This window comes from Bacillus sp. JJ634 (genome assembly GCF_036962285.1).
Classification (GTDB): Bacteria; Bacillota; Bacilli; order Bacillales; family DSM-1321; genus Peribacillus; species Peribacillus asahii_A.
Genome location: NZ_JBALMU010000085.1, coordinates 663 through 20,151, shown reverse-complemented (window position 1 = coordinate 20,151; position 19,489 = coordinate 663). Strand labels below are relative to the sequence as shown.

Sequence of the window (19,489 nt, the reverse complement as noted above, 5' to 3'; positions counted from 1 at the left end):
TTTGTTGAACAATTATCCTTTCAATACTGCCAGACGGCCACATGCTACTTTGTTGAAACTTCATCCCCGATATGTGTATCATACGATCCCTCATTCCAATCTTAAGTATCATTCTTATTATTTATTGTATTGAGGATTCGTTTTAATGTGTATCGCCTAGGGTAAGAATCCTAATCTAAATTTCCCATAATCTCTATATAATTTCAAAAGCATTTAAAGTATGGTTGCTCACTGCAGACTTTCCTCTAAGCTACGAACAAATAAAATGGTATGATAGTAATGTCATTAACACTATACAGGAGGACTCCATGAAAAAAACTGTCAAAGTAGTAGCTGCTATTATTGAAAATAAGGAAAAGGAAATCCTTTGTGCGTTAAGATCGCCTGATATGAGCCTTCCTAACATGTGGGAGTTTCCAGGCGGAAAAGTCGAGCAAGGAGAAGACCTTCACTCTGCTATCGAAAGAGAAATAGCCGAAGAGCTAGGATGCAAAATTAAAGCGAATGATGTATTTAATGAAAATACACATGAATATGATACATTCATCATTACGTTAATTTGCATGAAATGTACAATTGTAGAAGGCACACCTATTCCAAAAGAGCATTCAAAACTTATTTGGCTTAAACGTGAAAACTTAAGCTCGCTTAAATGGGCTCCTGCGGATGTTCCGGCTGTTGAGGAATTAATGCGGTCATAGAATGATTTAAGTACTCACTTAAAGATAAAAAAATCTCTTTACACATAGGCAAAGAGATTATAAAAACTGAAGGATTTCTTTAAATACAATAGAGGGTTGTTCTACTAACATCTGAGCATTTACAGTTTTTTCACTATCAGCATTTTTAATATGTAATGTCTGTTCTGTTTTGTTCATTTGAATCGTTATATCTTTAAAGGTAAACGTCTCTACACGAGATACTTGCTCAAGGTTCGAATGATCTAAATCCATTTTAATGTTATCTGAAATTCGCCTTAACATTCTCCATAAAGTAGTTTCCTGTTTGTTTTTCATATATAACTCAGGAAGTTCTCTCGCTTCATTGAGTAACGTTAACGTTGTCATCATATACGTAGCAATTCCGTACTTGACAGGCTTAATAATATGCTCTGTATCTCTCCAAACATCGATAGTCAGACGGATATATTCAACTTCACCTTGTCTGTATGATTGTATTTCTTCAATCCGCCCGTATACGGAAATACCATTGTCCAAGCCTATTCCCGCTTTTACGTAGAGCGCGATGTATTTTGCTTCTTGCCAGCCTTTTCTCAGCTGCTGTTTTGGGATCTCGTAATATCTATTTTGTCGAAAATCAAGATAGTCCGCTTCACTAGCAACTAAACCAACAAGTACCTTCTCTTCTATGCTCGATTCCCATTCCTCTTTCGTGCCTCTAGGTAAAATACCCTCTTGCTGAATTTCCTCAGGACTTTTTTCAATCAATCGCTCCACAAACTGCTCTACAAGATTCGTTGCATTTGGTAAAAAAGGCAGCCCGCCAATGTTGACTTTATCTATACTTTCATAAAAATGATGCTCCTGATATACAGCTTCATCTGACCATGGAAATAACACATACGCACCAAAGGCCGTGCGTTCATACGGTCCATTATTCATCATAACCAGTGAATCACGATATCGATGCATCGTGTTAATATCCTCCTCTAACGGACCAGGAGATTGATAGCGTTTTTTATAATAGCTGCCTTCTTGTGCATAATCGATTCGATATTTTGCATCGAACACATAGTTATAACGATAATCTTTCCCTTTCTTCTCAATCGTCAGCATCGTATCTGGTTTTTGTGGAATGGTTGGCAGGTTCTTCTCGTATTTTTGATAAGTAAGTTCAATCTTCTCCTTTGTAATAGGATGTTGAAATACTCTTTTAGCTGTACGATTCGCCTCTAGATTGACAAATAATCCTTCACGATTCACTTGAACGATATCTTGACTTAGCAACGGATACTTCTTCGTTAAGATTTGCCCTAGCTTTAAGAAAGTCCAATATTCATATAGTGTTGCCACATCTTTCACAGACATTTGATATAGCTTTCCTTGAAGCATAAGTCCTTTGGAAACAGTTAAGAAAATTTGAAAAGCATCACGATACCCCGGCGCCATCTGGAGCACTAAGCTCATCACGGATTGATTAAGCGGGCCAATCTTCCTCCAAAATTCTGTTTTCCTTCTCTTCTCCAATTGCTGTTTCATCTCTGTCAGTCGTTTCATTAATTCCGGGTCGGGCTTTTCCTTCCAACGCTTTTTTTCCTTCTCAATACTTATCATTAAATCATCAAGCTTATGAATAAGCCTCTGCATCATCCACTTCACATAGCGATTTTCCATCGTATCATATTGCAGCTCTTTCTTTGGCTTTACTCCAGCACGCGGCATCATCACTTTGCCATGAATCTCAATCCCGTTCTCTACTTCAACAAACAACTGACTTCGTCTTTGCAAATATTTACGAGAATGAGAATCTAACTTGTTAAGCTGATCACCGCGAACTTTTATATAAGTTTGTTCTAATTTATGATGAGGCTGCTTTTCAATTCGATTGATCGCTCGAATAAACTGCTGAAAGTGCTTCGTAATTAACCGATAAAATTCAGCCCTGCTTGGATTTCCATCAAGCTTAATACTAGCTCCTAAATACGTTTTCTTTATAAAATGGAAAGCTAAGTTATAGATTTCATCATTGACCTCTGAAAGCAGCTTTCGGTAATCTTTTTGATAATCAAGCTTTGATGGAAAAATTTCTAGTGTAACCTCTGCTAATGACTTGTCTAAAGAACGAATTTCAAATGTTGTATAGCCTACTTCATTTTGAAACTGAAGATTGCCCGTCAATACTCGTATCCCTGCTAATTCCATTGACGTAATTGACCGTCTTAGTAACGGATGCTCATGATAAAATTCCAGCAGATGATTGTTTTTTGGAACGACAATTACTTGATACGTCCCATTTTCGAAAAAAATTGGTCGAACCTGTTGGGAGGCTGTTAACGCTTGTTGTTCAATATCATACACTTCAATAGTCTGAACGGTTTCACCATGAACAGAAAACTCCATCGTATCATGATAGTCCATAACTCGATATTGTTTTAATCCTTCATAGCGATGATGATATGGCTTTCCTTTAATCACTAATGAAAATTCATCAGCCTCTATTTTGACTAATTCAACATCATCACGAGATCCAGAAGGAAGTGAACCCATCATCCCTTAACCTCCTAAGCATCTCCAACACCTTTGCCGCACTATTTGGATATTTAGCAAACTTCATACCATTGTCATAGCTTTCAAATTCATCAGTATATTCCTTACCTGTAAATAAGCGATACAAGCCCATTAATAGCTGCTCAACGCGTGTGTCGCTTCCTGAAATACGCGGCAGAATTTTTTGAAGAATGCAGTGATCAAAAGCTTGCTCAAAAGGCATCAGTTCACTCTCTTCGTTGTAAGCTAAATAAAAACAAATTTCATCTCTAACTCGATAACCAATATGGGCATTCGTTAACTGTAACGATTGATTAATATGTTCTAATTCGGTTGTCACCTTGTGTACGAGCTCCGGATTCGCTGAATAAAGATCTTTCAAGTACAGGTATTTCGAACAGAGCATGCTATTTCGGATTGCAATTGACTCCACTTCGCTTTGCTCCTCAAGAAAAGCTAAATTCGATAGCTCTACACGATTAAACTCAATCGTATTCGCACGATCGAGCACCTTTTTACTAAACGGATAGGTTGTTTCATCCATATTAACCGTTCCAATGATGTAAAGGTTCGTTGGCAGCTTAATGTCTTTATTCTCCGACCCATCCCTAAGAAGAGTAGACGTAACCATCTCCCCTTCCTGCCACTTCCGACTCTCCATCACACTTAAAATATCACTAAAATAATGCTCCACTCGCGCTAAGTTCATTTCATCCAACAGTACAAAATAAGGCTTCTCTGGATTCCTGTCTGCTTCTAAAATCGCCTTTGTGAGCGGCCCTTTTATAAAATCACCCTTAATATCCGTATATCCAAGCAAATCCGAACCATCATTCCAATCAGGTCGAATCGGAATCAAGACAAACTGACCATTCTCTTCCCTAGCCCCCACACTCTCTGCAAACCACTGAACAATTTTTGTTTTTCCAGTACCAGAAATGCCGGAAAGAATGACGAATGGTTTCGTTTTGATAGATAAAAATAAATTCGTTACTTCCTCTTTTGTGTAGAAGAAACCTTTGGATTGTATGTAGGAATGGATGTGGTGGATTAAGTCTTTATATGAGATATTCATATAAGATTGTTCCTCTTCTTTAACAACTAATTTTAAATCACCTATAGAATAGTTAATTAGTTTATTTTTTATTTCTTCAGGAAACTTTTCAGCAAAACCATTAAAAAGTTTTTTCACAAAGTCCTCTGTGATCAAGTAAAAATACCCCATATTGACTCTTCCATTTTTATCAAAAGGACCACCTTCTTCGATACACCATTGGATTGGAATCTCACTCTTCTTTACTGGAAATTCAAGATTAAAGTAATCCATTTCCAATAAAAAGCCTTTTTCTTTCCAGCCAAGATTAGATAAATCCGCAGGCTGTACACCTTCAATTGCCTTTTTTGTCACTACACCAACGGATTTTAATTCCTGCATGGAATAACAAAAAACTAAGTCTCCCACCTCAGCTTTCAATAAAGCAGTATGATAAGACAATGGCCGATCCTGCTTTGACTTTTTCGGTGCCCATAAGTATCCACCGGATCTTTGTTCATCATGAGCTCTTCCCTGATTCACCCACCAAAAATTTCTTTTTATTTGAGTCCTTTTATTTTTCAAATGAACCTTGTAAACATATGGTTTATCCGTTTTATAAAACTCCATAAACTCTTCAAATTCAGGAGGCGTTATGACAGGCTTCTTAGAATTTTCTTCTTTATGAGAAATTATATAATTGTATGAAGCATCAAAAAATCTTCTTAGTAATACTTTTAACTCATTATTTTGATCGTAGCGAATTTGTACTGATCCCTTAGTTTCTTGTCGGGGATTAAATACTAGATTAGCTTGATATGATTTGCCATCTATTATCAATTCAATATTTCTTTTATCTCCAGGTTTTAAATACTCCCCATTCACCTCAGCAAAATCATCATAAAAATCTAAGGGGATCTGAGAACCATAGTTAAAAATAGACCAATCTACTCTTTTTCTTCCTATTAAATCTTTAACGCCATCCGGCTTTAACCAACTTCTTACTTCTTTCATCTATTCATTCACCTTAATTCTTGACCTATAACACAAAATATGGAATTACATTTTTGTTCCGAAAAGATTGAGATTTATTTTAATCTTTATGTAAACATGCTAATTCAATCAAATAAAAATAATATTAATCAATATTAAAAAAAACTATTTTTGGATCAATCAGCAAAGTCCTGTCTAAAAAAGATTTCTTAATTCGCATGAAGTTTCGGGAAGATAAGCACAACTATAACAGTAGCTCCTTTCAAGTTATTGACACCTTAACCAGAGGATTTTTCTATTTCTGAACAAACTGGATCGGAACTGCACCACCTTGCTTTATCAATAGCCCTGTACACTACAGAGAAGAAATTTTCTTTATTACCTATTCTAACAAGGCCTCCAAATTCTCCCTTAATACCACCTAGTGATGTATAAATTGAGATTCCGCATTAATAATTATCATTAAAATATTACGAACAGTGCCAGATACCATTTGTTATTAATAATTCTTCAAAAAAACACAAATCCATTCACATGATTATATCCACCTGCTAGATTCTTCAAAAAGGCAACATTTTACGAAAAATCATATCTACCCTAGATTCTAAGTGCCATACTGTTTTAGCTCATACCTCTCTCCTTTATATAGAAACAAATGACTTAGATGTTTTATGTATAGATTAAATTAAATATGATAATGATGAACAGGATCTTCTACAAGAAGATCTACTTTTGTTCCTAAAAGAGCAGTATTTTTATATCACCTAAATCGAGCATTTTAGATTTCTTCGCAAAACCAATGCTGAAATTCCTTCTTTAAATATAGAAGAAACTGAGATCTTTAACTGACCTCAGTTTCTAAATGAAAATCACCAATACTTACATTTCTTTTCTCTAAACCGTTTAAATCTATACTATAAGTTATTTGTACGATATGCTTTGGAATTTGATTGCCTTTGAAACTTTTTGGAGTAATTTTTGGAAAGTCATTATCAATTGTATAGGTTGAGCATTCTAGCAGTTTGTATGATTCTTTACGAGCTGTACTGCCTTTATTGATTCCTAGTGTTTCTAATCGCTCTTCAATATACACTGCATCTACGCCTTTTTGAATAAGTATTTCTGTCAAATCTTGAATTGAGACTCCATGTGGGCTTTTCTCCATACGACAGAAGAAAAGTTCCTGGGGCTTATCGCTTAATAACTGGTATTGGCCACTAATTTGAATGATTGATTCATATCGATTAGTAGTTGATTTAACCTCATAATAGCCATCTTTAGAAACAAGATCAATAGTTCCCCCAAAAGGTCCAAACCATTCAACTTCCTTCGAGCGAGTAAGTAAGTGAATGAAACAGATCATTTCAGCAATAACGCTATAAACTTGGATATTACGATTAGCATTCCCAAGGAGTTCTTTCATATGTAACCACCACTTAAGAGGTTCTTTTGTAAGCATATTTCTAGTCTCATTATTTGGTCCAAGTTCAACAAAATCTCTACAAATTTTCGCAAATTCATTTCTTAAATGATTTACATCTGAAGTAATTAATAATAGACGGATTGTTTGACCTTCAATTGAATAGTCTTTTGTGAGAAAGTTCATTTTTGAAAACTTTTCGTTTACTTCAATATGGTCATCAACTTGAATTGCAACACCATTAGCATTGTTTATCTTTACAACCCAACTACCCTTTGCGCTATCATCTTGAATTTCAATTATTTTACCATCTTGTAAGTTCGAAAAATGTGTTTGGATTGTTTCTAGTAAAGTCATATAATAAACACCTCCTAATCAAAGTATGGTTTAATTGTTTCTGCAATTGCTTGAGAAAGTAACGGAGGTACCGCATTACCAATTTGTTTAAATGCATCGCCCATCGCACAATTAAATAAGAAGTCATCTGGAAATGATTGCAATCTTGCCGCTTCACGTACTGAGATGCCACGCGGCTCCCATGGATGTATATGACTGTATGTGTCAACACTTAAATGTGCTACAAGCGTATGCGATGGATTATCCAACTGTAGTTTCTGCCACTTTCCTGGGAATTTCTCAATAGAATAAGGTGGTACCATTTCTTTTTTTAATTCTTCATAGCGTTCTGTTTGTGGCTTGATCTTAAGTCGTTCACATTCTTTTTCAAACAAATTCATTGCAATTTTCTGCGCCTGTATATAATTATCACCAGGTTTCATTTCCGCAAAAATAGGAAAGTCACGTAATGTTCTGCGAAAAGCATGTCCTGTAACTAAATGCTTCGGCAAAACGTTTTCACGCATTCTGTGCTGATAAGCATTTTGTGGTCCAAATTTATATGGAAGAACCATGTTGAGCTTGTTTAGTTTGTAAGGCGATTTGGGTGTCGGCAATAAAGATGGCAAATCAGAGATTGCTTCCTCAACTGTTACCCAATAAGGAAGATGTGCTGAAGGCTCTATTGCCAACCGGTAAAATCGTGTGTTTTTAAAATTGCGTTGTTTTCGAACGTACGTACTTCTAGGACGATGCGTTGGTATTGGCAAAGTTAATTCAGTGGTAATTTCCTTTTTAACTGCGATGACAAAAATCCGTTCTCGCGTTTGTGGAACTCCAAAATCTGCTGCGTTCAATAATGTCCAGTAAGCGGTATAACCTGCATTTTCCAGTTTTTCACATACAATTTCAGGAATGTTTTTATTATCGAAGTTAGCAGATTCCGGCACATTTTCCATTACTATTGCACCGGCATCTAACTCTAGAGAATGGCGGAGGAAGTCTTGATATAGATAGCCCCTTTTATCTCTTGTTGCTACTCGATTTTCACCTAATGAACGCAGCTTAGCACGTCCTGCAATTGAATAAGCTTGGCACGGGGGTCCGCCTATTACAATTGGCTTTGATTGTATAAAGTTTGTAAAAATAGTTGAGTTGTTTTTAGTAATATCTAAATTCAAATGTTCACTTTCTTTACCATATTTCCAGTGAAGATTATATGATGCGGTAAGTTGAGCGGATTCATCAATTTCCATTCCTGTTACAATTGAAAATCCTGCTTGTAAAAAACCTAAAGCTAAACCTCCGCATCCCGAGAATAAATCAACCACTTCTTTATTTTTCATTTCCACTTGGTTTAGCAAAGTATTCAAACAATCCTTTCACATAAGCATCGGTACCGCCATCTATTAAGCTAGGTTCAATTATTTTTGTTCTAGCGGTACTTAATTTCAAAACACGACGAAATAAAGAAGTTCTCTGTGATCCAGGAAGATCTTTATAACTATCATATAATTCTGCCATGAGCTTACGTGAAAAATCAACTCTATAACCATTCAGACCTGTACGCTCAACAAGTTGAACAATGCTATCAGTTGTATTATTTTCTAGAACTTCAAATGTTGCTTGTTTAGAACCTTGCCAAGATAAATGGATATACCACCAAATTGATTTCAACCAAATACGTCGAGGATGTTCATAATATCTTCCTGCTTTTAACCCATGACGCTTGTAGACAATATCTGGGATAATAGTTATGGATAAATATCTCCAAATATCATCTTGTGCAGCTAAACGGTCTTTGAACCCAAAATCATCATTTAATAATTCATAGAGAGCTAGACCTGTATGCAAATCAATATCATACAAATCTGGTGTTGTTTTTTCCTCATATAGAGGGTTTTGAACTTCATTAATGGTTTTTAGCAAAGCTTCTCGTAATTCTTTATCGGCATATTTGAGTTGTTTTGGTTCTAAGTTAGCCTCATGTAAATTTTCAAACTTTTTCTTAGCATCTGATTTAGATAGTTTCATTTTTTCCCAAGTAGAGGGTTCTAGCCAGTTTATTTCACTCATATTGTTCTTCTCCTAATCTTTCAAAATACGCACGAATGGATTCAGAGAGTTGCTCAGGAGATTCGAAATTCCAATTAAACGTTGTTATAAAATAATAGATTGCTGCGCCGATTGATCCTTCTTCGAGGTGTTCTCCTTGTACAATATAGTCCCATTCAGGAAGAGATTTGACATGTGTAATAATAAGTGTCAGTGCACTAGCCATTACTTCATTCTGTAAGTAAGTACCAACCTGAGAATCGTGTTTTTCTAAGTATTTAAACCCTGGATGTGCAGAGTTAAAATAAATACACACGTGCTCTGTATCAAAGGAATCAATTGTGGCATCGTCAATATCATACTCTATAAACCATAACGGTTTCGATGGATCACTAATTTTTTGAATTGGAAATGCAGACATATTCCCATCAATATCAATCACTTGTTCAACAATTGTTCCAAGCATCATACCTGATATATTCGCTTTACCTAATGTTGGTGTTGCACTAGCTACTTTAACATATAAGCAAATATTAATGCTGAAACTACCATAAAACATGTTTTTATTTAATTCTTCTTGGAATTTAATAACTATACTTGAACCTGACCCTTTTTTGATCTCTCCAATAGGATGAATTATTTGCTGTGCAGACTTTTTAGATGCAATTTGTAACGAAACACCAATCGTTGCATCATCACTTACTAAGCCACTCCTACCAAAAAGAAAGTCTGGATTATTGAAGATAATTTCTCCTTCAATACTTAGTCCGAAATATCGAAACTCCCACGTAGAATGTATATCTTCTAATACTGCGCCGGTACCATCATCACTAAGCACTAGCTCTTCTCTTTCTCCATCCTCATTGGTATATGAATACTTAAATAAGAATAATGGACATACTTTGTTCTCAAATGTATGATCGAACATTGTGTATAAGCTTAACGCACTACTCATGCTTGTCCCTCCTCAAATTTATGTGCTAGTGAGAATTGGACAAAAGGATCTGTATTATGAATAGTGATAGATCCTTCAAGGGTTAGAGGTTTACCTTGATTTTGGACGATTAACCGACTATTTACTTTGTATAGTTGAGAGGGTACAAGTGTAAAATAATTATTGAGCCTCTCCTTATTATTTGCATCAATCACAACATCATTTATCTTATTGATGCAAATATCTTTAATTTCAATTGGAAAAGCAGTACCTATACCATTTTTTTCGTTTTCCCAATCGTCTGATTTAATAGCCCCAGTTTCTGATAATACAATTAATTCAATATTTGTTCGATCTACTTTTGATGACATTCTTAATACAAAAGTTACAAGTAAATCGCCAAGGTCATCACAACGCTGATTTTTAATGACAAAATTATCTTTCCTCATACTAGAAATGTTAGTACTAGGTGATATTGGTGTTGAAGGTATCGATCCGTTTAATCGCTTCCCATATCCCCTAGGTGGCAATAAAAGTCTGCCTAATTTTTTTGAAAGCATTGTCGTTCCAATAGATTGTTGTTTTTTTTCATTCTGTTGAAAAATATCAGCTAGTGCCTTTCGTACAGCATTTTTAATACTAGATACTAATCGAGTAGCTTTACCATCTACTTGGATATTAGACCATGAGGCATGATCAGCTTCCTCACTATGACGTAAATATTCTTCAAGTGTATTAATAGAATTAGTTTTAAGCTCTGAGTAAGAACGTGGTACAAAAATTGCTAATAGATATTCTTCCTTATTAACTTCGATGTTATTGCACCATTCACCGCTTAGCTCATAGTTTATTAGCATACCTGGTTTACGTACATAAGTAACAATTGGTGAATTCATTGTGTCACTGATATTTTCACGGTTAATGTATTCAAATGGACTTAGGGAGTTAATCGGTTTAACCATGCCAAGCTCTTTTTTGGAATATTTTTTGAACGCGATTATTCCACCATTCGGTTCGTTATTCTTAGCAGGCTTTACAATGCCTCTAAGATTAACTTCTTGGATATAAACGTTCATTTTTTCTAAATGCTGTTTTTCTTCTTTTGATTTAGGAGTAGCTGCTTTGTTGTAAAGATACTGAATTTCTCGAAAAGTATATTCCATATCTTCTTTTGTTAATCTGTGACCATTAATTCGAAAATCCAACCATTTTCCATATTCATAACTAGGATTATCTAACCTTGGTGCATACCAACGTTGAACAGCAATTTTCAGATATGATTCAATTGATTCTTCCCACCATGTTTTGCAATCATCATCTGACGTCTGTGACAGTTTTTCATCTATGAAAGGAATAATAACTTTTGTACCTGTTTCCTCATTTTTAAATGGTTCAATATTTAACGCATGCAGAATATCATATATTTCTATAGTATCCGTAATTGGCATTGTGCTATCTTTTCCTGCTTCTAATTCTTGCCCCCACCAAGCAATTCCTCGATTCCATTTCGTATCTTTTGGTAATACAGTAGTTTGTGCATCCTCATTTTCTACTAGTGTTGCGGCAAGGCGTTCTTCATATGTCCCATCGTCATTTTGGATTCGTGTATAGTAAATAACAAGTCCGATCCCCAAACGAAAGTACACAGTTTTACCAAGCCCCCAAGAGCCTCCTGCCCCCTCTTGTGTTTGAGGATGATTAATCCCATAAACAAGCTTGTAAATGTTTCCTGCTTCTTCAAGCCCTAATCGATAATCAATGTTCCCAGTCAACCCCGTGGTATTTTTATCACTAATATACAGTGATTTAGGGTTGCTACCATTGAATCTCTCAATTAAATTGTTTTCAATTCCTTCAAAATGTTTTGCTAGCGAAGGAACATTAATTTCCCTTGTACCTATGTCAACGACTACAGAATCGTACTGTTCTGTTTTTAATGCTGCATCCAAACTATTCTGAATGGATTCGCGAGCAAGTAAATCTAATACAGGTAGGTTGTTATTTTGCAATGACTTTAACAGAGAACTTCCCGTTTGAGACATCTTACTGAACCCAGCTATTTCAATTTTCAACTTTACTCACCACCCTCGATAACTTCGTATTCTGTCTCTGGACTGTCTGGTAATTCAATTGTTAAGCTCGCCGCCAAGCTCGTTCCATGTTCTTGTCCTGGAATATATAAACTCACACCGATAATATCTTCTTTAGCTTCCAATGCGAAACGACGTCTAGATCCTTTCTCTGGAGAAGAATCTTTGTCTATATAATAAAGAATAAGTTGAGGAGTTTTACTTAACCCTGCTTTTTTACGCACCTCACGCACATAAGCCATGGAAGACTTTGTAAAGTCTTGATAATCTTCTGGTAGTAGAGCTAAACCTTCTTCATCAATATCTGCGTACAAATCACTGGGAGCACGTAAAACACCTATATTAATAAAATTTGGATCCTCTTCAGCAGATTTCCCAAGTCTTGAACGGGATACCTTTCCAACTGAATGACCTGCTATTTCCCACAGCTTGTCATTATTGCCACCTAGTTTACCTTTGCTTGAAACTAATATATTCCAATTAGTAAACCCAGCCTCTTGAGCCTTTTCTTCATACCATTCACACAATTTATCGATTTGCTGGAAGGTCCGTGATTTTTGATTAAATTTAAATTTTGTCAAAAACTCATTCTTCACTTTTTCAAAATCTACACTTCTCCAATAGAGACCATTCTTGTTACGAGTTAATTTAGGTGATCCTAATTGTTCAAGGAATGCCTCTGTAACTCTAATATTTTCTTGCAGTTCATTAATATCATTATTAAATAATGTTGTTTGGCTTGTTGTACCTGAAAAGTCTATATTTGTTGGTATTGCACTTTGACTTCGATTTTTAGCAGTAACCTGCATCCATGAAACCTTAGGAGAATTTTTAACTTTTGGACCGTATTGAACAGGATCGTCCCCTTGTAAAGAGTATACTTTTAGCTCTTCACGCAGTTCTTCATCCAATGTAGCAAGGAATCTGAATTTTTGTTGCGTATCTTTTGTCATCCAAATACGAGGTAGCATTTCATACCCTTTGCGATAACCGAACCAACGCCCCATTTGCATTAATGTATCTGCTGTTTTTGATGTACGTAAAAAATAGGTGCTTACCAAACCTTCAATTGTCAAGCCACGAGATAAGGTACTCCCACCCACAACGATAAATGCCGGTGCCGGTGATGGATACAGATGACTTTCAACAGGTACATCTGGATAAGCTAGGCGTACGTGCATATCTTCATCATTAATTCCGTTGTTTGCACAATTATCGATACATAGATGAATACCATCATGGTAATCAAGTTGGCCTTCTTCTCCTAATTTAATATGAGATAATTGTTCTTTAAGACGGCTAATTTCCTCTTTGATACGATCAAATGTAGGGTAATCTTTGATTTTAAAAGGATATCCCTCAAAGTCTAATTCAAAGTCTTCGAGTGTCATTGCTAATTTTTCTTCTTCATAGGTTTGTTCACATACGCTTACCCATGCACCTGTTGAAAAAGAATTAATATATGATTGAATTGCTTCTGCAATTTTCAAATGGTCCATCTGTGCCTGACTTGTATGAACTAGCATGCTAATTGGTTTCTTATATTTGCGATAACGCATTACAGCAGTAGCGCAAAAGAACCAATGAATTGCATTTTTTAAAGATTGGGGGATATCTATACGATGGCCTTTATGTACCTCCTTAATATGTTTTTGTTCATCTAACTCCTCTGTTGTACTAATCTCTCGAATAATACGTAAGCCTCGAAACTCTTCAGACTCATCAATACCGAAAATTTGTTTTGGACCAAAATACTCCTTAGCTGGGTTTAATACACCAATAAAATCTTTAGGATAAAGCGATTCTGGCTTGGCTTCATTTAAAAAGTTTGCATATGGAGTAGCCGTGTAGCTGATATAATTCATAGCTTGTGGTCTACCTTGATCTCTACTGCTAATGTTCACAAGTTTTACAATTTCACCATTAATTTTTGAACGTTCCTCTTTTGAAACATCTTTTGTATTTATACCAGCTTGGTCAGCTTCATCATCTATTACTAGGATTCGCATTTGCTTAAGCTTTTGTGGATCTTCTTTAAGCCATGCATTTAAGTTTTGTAAACGTTTGCTGTTTTTCAAGCATACTGTTAAGTAACGTTTTGAATCATTTTCACCCAGATGTAATTGGTGTGTTCGCTCAGCAGAGTCACTATGCAGAGAAGGTTTAGAAATGCGTGTCCATGCAAGGTTTCCTGGCTTATCTAAATCTTTAATTAGTCGATCTTCAGTCTGTTTACGTAAGTTTTCAATAATACCAGATAATACAATGAATACATTCCATCCCCAATCAGATGCCATTGCCATTAATCCAGCCATATTCGCAGTTTTTCCGGATTGAACATTACCAATGACTAGTCCTTTAATAGGACCACTTTGGGCAGTATTTATATTAAGTTTTCTCAAGATTCCTTCAGTTGTTTGCTCTAATTCAATAATAGACTCTTCCGTCCAACCACTATTTGATAATGAGTTTCTATAAAGTTGCCATGATGATCGTTGGTCTTTTGGAGTCTCCATGTCATTATCCGCATTTGAAGCAACAAGTGTACTTCGCTTAATTCGTTCATCTAAACGTTTAGAATTTTCATCTGCCTTTTTCAACTCATTCCATATCTCTAACCACATTTCAGCAGTAAGGTCTTCAGGGTAAACATCATCATCAATAAGTTGTTCTAACTTATTTCGTAAATGAATTATATCTGAGCCACCGTGGAATTGAGCGCCAGCCCATCCTTTTTTTTGTTGTAGTTTCCATATTTTATCTCTATGCTCATCATATCTAGGATCATTATATCTTTGCACTAAACTAGCACTCCTCATTTTAGTATTTTCACATAATATTATTTGAATCTTGTATGTTAGAGTGAAGCAGATATTTTAAGTAATAAAAATCTTAAAAATTACTAAATTATCTTAATGTTTTATATTATTAGATTTGCATGATTATATTTAAAAAACAAAAATTTACAGTAGAAAACCAATAAAAGTTGCTGATGCCACTTAAAGCCCTTTTTTAAATAATTAAGTGATGTTACATTTACCATTTAAAAGTAAACAAACTCAGTAATACTTTGAATCTATCGCTGTCTTAACGAATGAATCACTTTATTAAAAGCTATTCCTCGTAGATAGACGGCGAACAGATACGTGAATTGTACAATTACCCAATATCGCTTGATGGCCAGTCTAATGCGATTCTGTCATCGGTTATTAAAACTAAGCTACCCATGCACCTACTTAAATAGATTTCAATGCTCACCATCTCATCTATAATGTGAGTGGAGATGGTGGTGAACTAGTTTTAAGAAATAAAAGCAAATTCCATTATAGTAAACCATAATTGATTTCTCGTTGATGTGTTAATCTATTCATTAGACAGATACGCTCCTTTGGTTTAATGATTGGGTGAGAATTTTCATTTAAACTCAAAAGGATCAATCTATCTTTTTCTATACTAAATTATAGAAAATATTCGAATCAAAATTTCTCATTCTAAATACCCTAGTAATTTTAGCATATTATTCGACGTATATATAACTTTTCTCCCGATATTCCTCCCCTTTCTAAAGTTGGAAAATATTTGATAAATCGAATTCCTCATTGCATAAAATTCCAATAAATAGAAAATAATAATCAACAATTCAAACGCCCCTTTACAAAACTACGCTCGACAAGATTCGTTTATTTAATGACAGGAATAAACAAAGGCTATTAATAAATATACAGGTTCTATACAAGTATACTTGACTTTCTATCCTTCTTTATTTTTGTACCAGTTATCTAAATGTTTATAATTTTATTTTAGTAAACTAACTGCGAGGAGGTGTTTATTAGTGGCTGATAATATGTCTAAAGAAAGCAGAACAAAAACAATGAAGGCCATCCGCTCTCAATCAAGACTCGAAAACCACTTTACAAAAGAACTATGGCGTAGAGGATATAGATTTAGGAAAAATGTTAACTCTTTATTCGGTAAACCAGATTTATCTATACAGAAATATAGAATAGTCATTTTTATAGACTCTTGTTTTTGGCATGTTTGCCCTATTCACAACAACAAACCGAAAAGTAATCAAGAATACTGGAATAAAAAGCTCTCACGCAATCAACAACGAGATATCGAGGTAAATAATTATTACATCGAGAAGGGTTGGCATATAAAGAGAATATGGGAGCATGATATAAAGCAGGATTTATGTGCTGTAGTAGATGACGTCGCGAATTTTATAGATAAGATTAAAAACCAAAACAAATAGCCATGACTCCAAGATGTTTGTCAAGGCTAAATAAATGCTACATTATATTAAAAATGAAATCTGCTCTTCCTTAGGAGCATCATCATTACTTGGCTTTTTTATCTTTTGCTTTGCTGTTGAACCTTTTTTACTTTTCTTTATTTTCCCTGTTAATAACATCTCATTAAGATCTTCTTCCCATTTAGAAGTTTCTGTATCATATGTTATTCCTGCAAAAGATTTTAATATTGCTTCTATGATTATCTTTGCTCCCTCTGGTGGAACAGCCATACCAATCTGTCTTCTTACACTCTCTTTACCGCCTAAAAATTTGTACCAATCCGGAAATGTCTGCAGCCTTGCTCTTTCACGATTAGTGAGAGCACGTGGTTCACTATAATGATACATATGTGTACCACCACCTCCACTACCTGTAACTGTATATGCAGGTGCATCCGGATCTAGTCGCTTATATATATTGGACAGTTTAGCGCCCTTCACATTTAATCTTAAGTGTTCAGGTATCTCTTCATACCATGCATTTTGTCCAGGTGGAATATGCTCCAGCATCTCAATTACTTTACTTTGATGCTTTGTAAATTCGTGATTAAAAGCATTTTCTGATATAGGCCCTTCTTCCAATGCTTGGCGAGTTGTTTTCCAGTGTGCTGGATTTTTAAATGGAGCTCTCGGTACTTTAAATTTCCATCCAAAATCTTTACGAATACCTACAATGATGATTCGGTGACGTGCCTGTGGGATTCCATATTGTTCAAACTTATAGAGATGAGGAGTAATATTGTATCCTGCACCCTCCATCTCTTGAAGTATTTTAATAAATGCATGTCCACCATTGGCAGATTCTAAACCACCTACATTTTCTGCCATAAACCATTTAGGCTTATGATGTTTTAAAACTTTTATTCCATACGTATATAAAGGACCATAGTCTCCATCTAGGCCTTTTGATTCTCCAACTATTGAGTAGTCATTACAAGGAAAGCCAAAAGCAAAGGCATCTATCTCCGGAAGGCTAGTAATATCTAATTTACGTACATCACCGCAAATTACTGTTTCAGGATTGTCTGGACATATATTATGACGGAAAGTTTCACAAGTCGCTTCATCATAGTCATTAGCCCAGGCATGTTCTACTTTGTACACTTCTCCTTCTTTTTCAACTTTAGCCATTTTAGCTCCAAGCGTTAAACCACCAGGACCACAAAATAACTCTCCTTTTTTAAATATCATTTTCGACAACTCCAAGTGTTCGTACTTTGTTCGATAGACTAAATTATACACTATACATTAATTATTGTGAATAAACAAGTCTTCCAAGGAAAGAACCAAAACAAGATGTCTATAAGGAGTCTATATCTGACATCGATATAACAGAATTATTCGCAAACAATATTCTAAGTGCATTATGATCAATCGGATTGGCATTGTATCGTTGAAGCAATCTAATTAAATTACGAGCAGTAATTACACTGCCGCCTACATTTGTTCGGTCAGATATATTTTGAACTTGAGATCTAATATTTCTTCCAAAACCATCTGCAACATACATAAAAAATTCAAAATTATTATACTGAGACTGGTAGGTTGGTATATAGTTATTTACCATCCTATTTCTATGGTCATTATTAATTGTATAGCTTCGATATGCTTTTGTATCTATTATCCCAGAGTAATTTTTCGGCGACTCAACAAATATATCAGGATGTAAGGCGTGATTGCCAATATGTTCTGCACCAAAACCTAATTGTCCAAAAACCCCCTGGGTTGCGACTTCAAATTCCTTTGCAAGTTCTGTTCCGCTTATTGCCATGTTTAAATAACTCGCTTCAAATTGAGAAAACGTATCAGGTCGAAAACCATCTAATGCATCTTCTACTTCACTAATAGTATAACCAGTTGTATCAGCAATTTCACGAACTAAGGATGCAGTAAAATTAGTGATAGGTCTTGTCCCAGCAATATGAAGCAAATCACTCCGAATTCTTCTTTCTCTATAAAAGTTATCCGTAACAGCCTTTTCACTGAAATTGCGATTATCTCTGTTCTGCCTAGGTGCTAAACCAAATCCTCTTTGAAAGTTTTCTATACCATAAGGATGATTGATGTCAAGTTTTCTTAAATTCGTACCGTCATTTAAAATTTTATCTACATCACGAATTCTATTAGACGTTAAATAAATACTTCCGTTTGAATTTCTTTCTATAAGTTGTGTGTACTCTAAATAATNNCAATATCCTCTAAATAGGCCAACGTTTTTTCTCTTGAACGTAAACCAGTTGTACTACTTTTATACTGTTCTTCAAAATCAGAAGACAAAATTGCATCCCCATAAGCACGGTAATTGATTATCTTCTGTACCACATGTTCAAAACATTCATGTGATTCATTCTCCCCCTCTGTGATTACAAAGCGGCCAATTTCCTCTTTAGATAACGTCTGTATTCGGTTATCAGCAAGTAACCTTAGCAAAAATCTAAACGGTCTTATTTGGAATCGATAATGGATATTTACTCTGCTTCTTATTGAATATGAAGATGGATACTGCAATTTCAATAATTGATTGGTGATAATAGGGACTGGAGGCTGTCCTGCTAATAATGCCTCTCCTGCCAATGTTGTTCGAACAACATTCGAATTTGTCTCTTTAAAAATAAGACCTAAATTGGATAACCAAGATTCATAAGTTCTGGCTCCACCTGCTCTCCTGTCACGTCTTTCCCCTGGCCTTTTTAATCCATATCGTTCTAATTCTAATTCAAAATCCAATTGTCGATTCAGGTTACTTCTCCAATTATCTCCCATTGTTTGTAATGTAAAAAGTGAAAGCACATCTACAACTGGATATAATTTCCTTTTATTGCGTGGAACTTGCCAATTGTTAATCATAATGGTATTTCCCCCATAAGTTGTCTGTTTTAATCTTATAAAAGTTATATAAATAATATAGCCAATACTATAACAACTATTTACAAATATAGGTATGTAAGAATTATGACTATTTAACTCTTGAAAAGATTTTTTATCATTTTTTCTTTCACAAGTTTCACTCCATCGTTCTTCAGTAGTGGGATCGAATTAATATTTAACTTTAATAAGTATATTTCCAAAAAATATTTCCAGTTAGGAGCCAATGATAGTTCCACTAT

The 19,489-nt window shown here is 35.0% G+C and carries 13 protein-coding genes; 2 read left to right on the top strand and 11 right to left on the bottom strand.

The window, feature by feature from the left end; all coding sequences use genetic code 11:
* Positions 1 to 308: 308 nt before the first annotated feature.
* The gene (locus V7068_RS13565) at positions 309 to 701 is read left to right on the top strand and encodes a (deoxy)nucleoside triphosphate pyrophosphohydrolase (protein WP_499713228.1); all 393 of its coding nucleotides are present in this window, start codon (positions 309 to 311) and stop codon (positions 699 to 701) included.
* A 57-nt stretch (positions 702 to 758) separates the two neighbouring features.
* On the opposite strand, the gene V7068_RS13560 is transcribed toward V7068_RS13565, so the two are convergent.
* The 8 genes from V7068_RS13560 to V7068_RS13525 all read right to left on the bottom strand — a co-directional run bounded on the left by V7068_RS13560 (position 759) and on the right by V7068_RS13525 (position 14,889).
* Entirely contained in the window at positions 759 to 3,227 is a 2,469-nt protein-coding gene (locus V7068_RS13560) for a DUF2357 domain-containing protein (protein WP_499713232.1), read from the bottom strand.
* Complete coding sequence (locus V7068_RS13555; RefSeq protein WP_499713227.1) at positions 3,199 to 5,274, bottom strand: McrB family protein; 2,076 nt, start codon at positions 5,272 to 5,274, stop codon at positions 3,199 to 3,201. Before V7068_RS13555 ends, V7068_RS13560 begins: the two co-directional genes overlap by 29 nt.
* An 820-nt stretch (positions 5,275 to 6,094) precedes the next feature.
* Positions 6,095 to 7,030 (bottom strand): PD-(D/E)XK motif protein, encoded by a 936-nt coding sequence (locus V7068_RS13550; protein WP_499713226.1) that lies wholly within the window; start codon positions 7,028 to 7,030, stop codon positions 6,095 to 6,097.
* Positions 7,031 to 7,044: 14 nt separating this feature from the next.
* Entirely contained in the window at positions 7,045 to 8,373 is a 1,329-nt protein-coding gene (locus tag V7068_RS13545; protein ID WP_499713225.1) for a DNA cytosine methyltransferase, read from the bottom strand.
* Positions 8,345 to 9,085: a DUF6339 family protein gene (locus V7068_RS13540; RefSeq protein ID WP_499713224.1), complete on the bottom strand. Its 741-nt coding sequence runs from the start codon at positions 9,083 to 9,085 to the stop codon at positions 8,345 to 8,347. The genes V7068_RS13545 and V7068_RS13540 overlap by 29 nt, the downstream gene beginning before the upstream one ends.
* Positions 9,078 to 10,019 (bottom strand): hypothetical protein, encoded by a 942-nt coding sequence (locus V7068_RS13535; protein WP_499713223.1) that lies wholly within the window; start codon positions 10,017 to 10,019, stop codon positions 9,078 to 9,080. The genes V7068_RS13540 and V7068_RS13535 overlap by 8 nt, the downstream gene beginning before the upstream one ends.
* The gene (locus tag V7068_RS13530) at positions 10,016 to 12,070 is read right to left on the bottom strand and encodes a hypothetical protein (RefSeq protein ID WP_499713222.1); all 2,055 of its coding nucleotides are present in this window, start codon (positions 12,068 to 12,070) and stop codon (positions 10,016 to 10,018) included. The genes V7068_RS13535 and V7068_RS13530 overlap by 4 nt, the downstream gene beginning before the upstream one ends.
* A gap of 2 nt (positions 12,071 to 12,072) precedes the next feature.
* Positions 12,073 to 14,889 (bottom strand): Z1 domain-containing protein, encoded by a 2,817-nt coding sequence (locus V7068_RS13525; protein WP_499713221.1) that lies wholly within the window; start codon positions 14,887 to 14,889, stop codon positions 12,073 to 12,075.
* Positions 14,890 to 15,920: 1,031 nt separating this feature from the next.
* Here V7068_RS13525 and V7068_RS13520 point away from each other — a divergent pair.
* Positions 15,921 to 16,343: a very short patch repair endonuclease gene (locus tag V7068_RS13520; protein ID WP_499713220.1), complete on the top strand. Its 423-nt coding sequence runs from the start codon at positions 15,921 to 15,923 to the stop codon at positions 16,341 to 16,343.
* 42 nt (positions 16,344 to 16,385) lie between these two features.
* Here the strand turns inward: V7068_RS13520 and V7068_RS13515 are convergent, their stop codons facing one another.
* The 3 genes from V7068_RS13515 to V7068_RS13505 all read right to left on the bottom strand — a co-directional run bounded on the left by V7068_RS13515 (position 16,386) and on the right by V7068_RS13505 (position 19,145).
* A complete protein-coding gene (locus V7068_RS13515; RefSeq protein WP_499713219.1) occupies positions 16,386 to 17,573 on the bottom strand; it encodes a DNA cytosine methyltransferase in 1,188 nt (395 codons plus the stop codon).
* Between the two features lie 109 nt (positions 17,574 to 17,682).
* Positions 17,683 to 18,312 (bottom strand): restriction endonuclease FokI C-terminal domain-containing protein, encoded by a 630-nt coding sequence (locus V7068_RS13510; RefSeq protein WP_499713218.1) that lies wholly within the window; start codon positions 18,310 to 18,312, stop codon positions 17,683 to 17,685.
* Between the two features lie 248 nt (positions 18,313 to 18,560).
* A complete protein-coding gene (locus V7068_RS13505; protein ID WP_499713231.1) occupies positions 18,561 to 19,145 on the bottom strand; it encodes an AlwI family type II restriction endonuclease in 585 nt (194 codons plus the stop codon).
* Positions 19,146 to 19,489 lie beyond the last annotated feature (344 nt).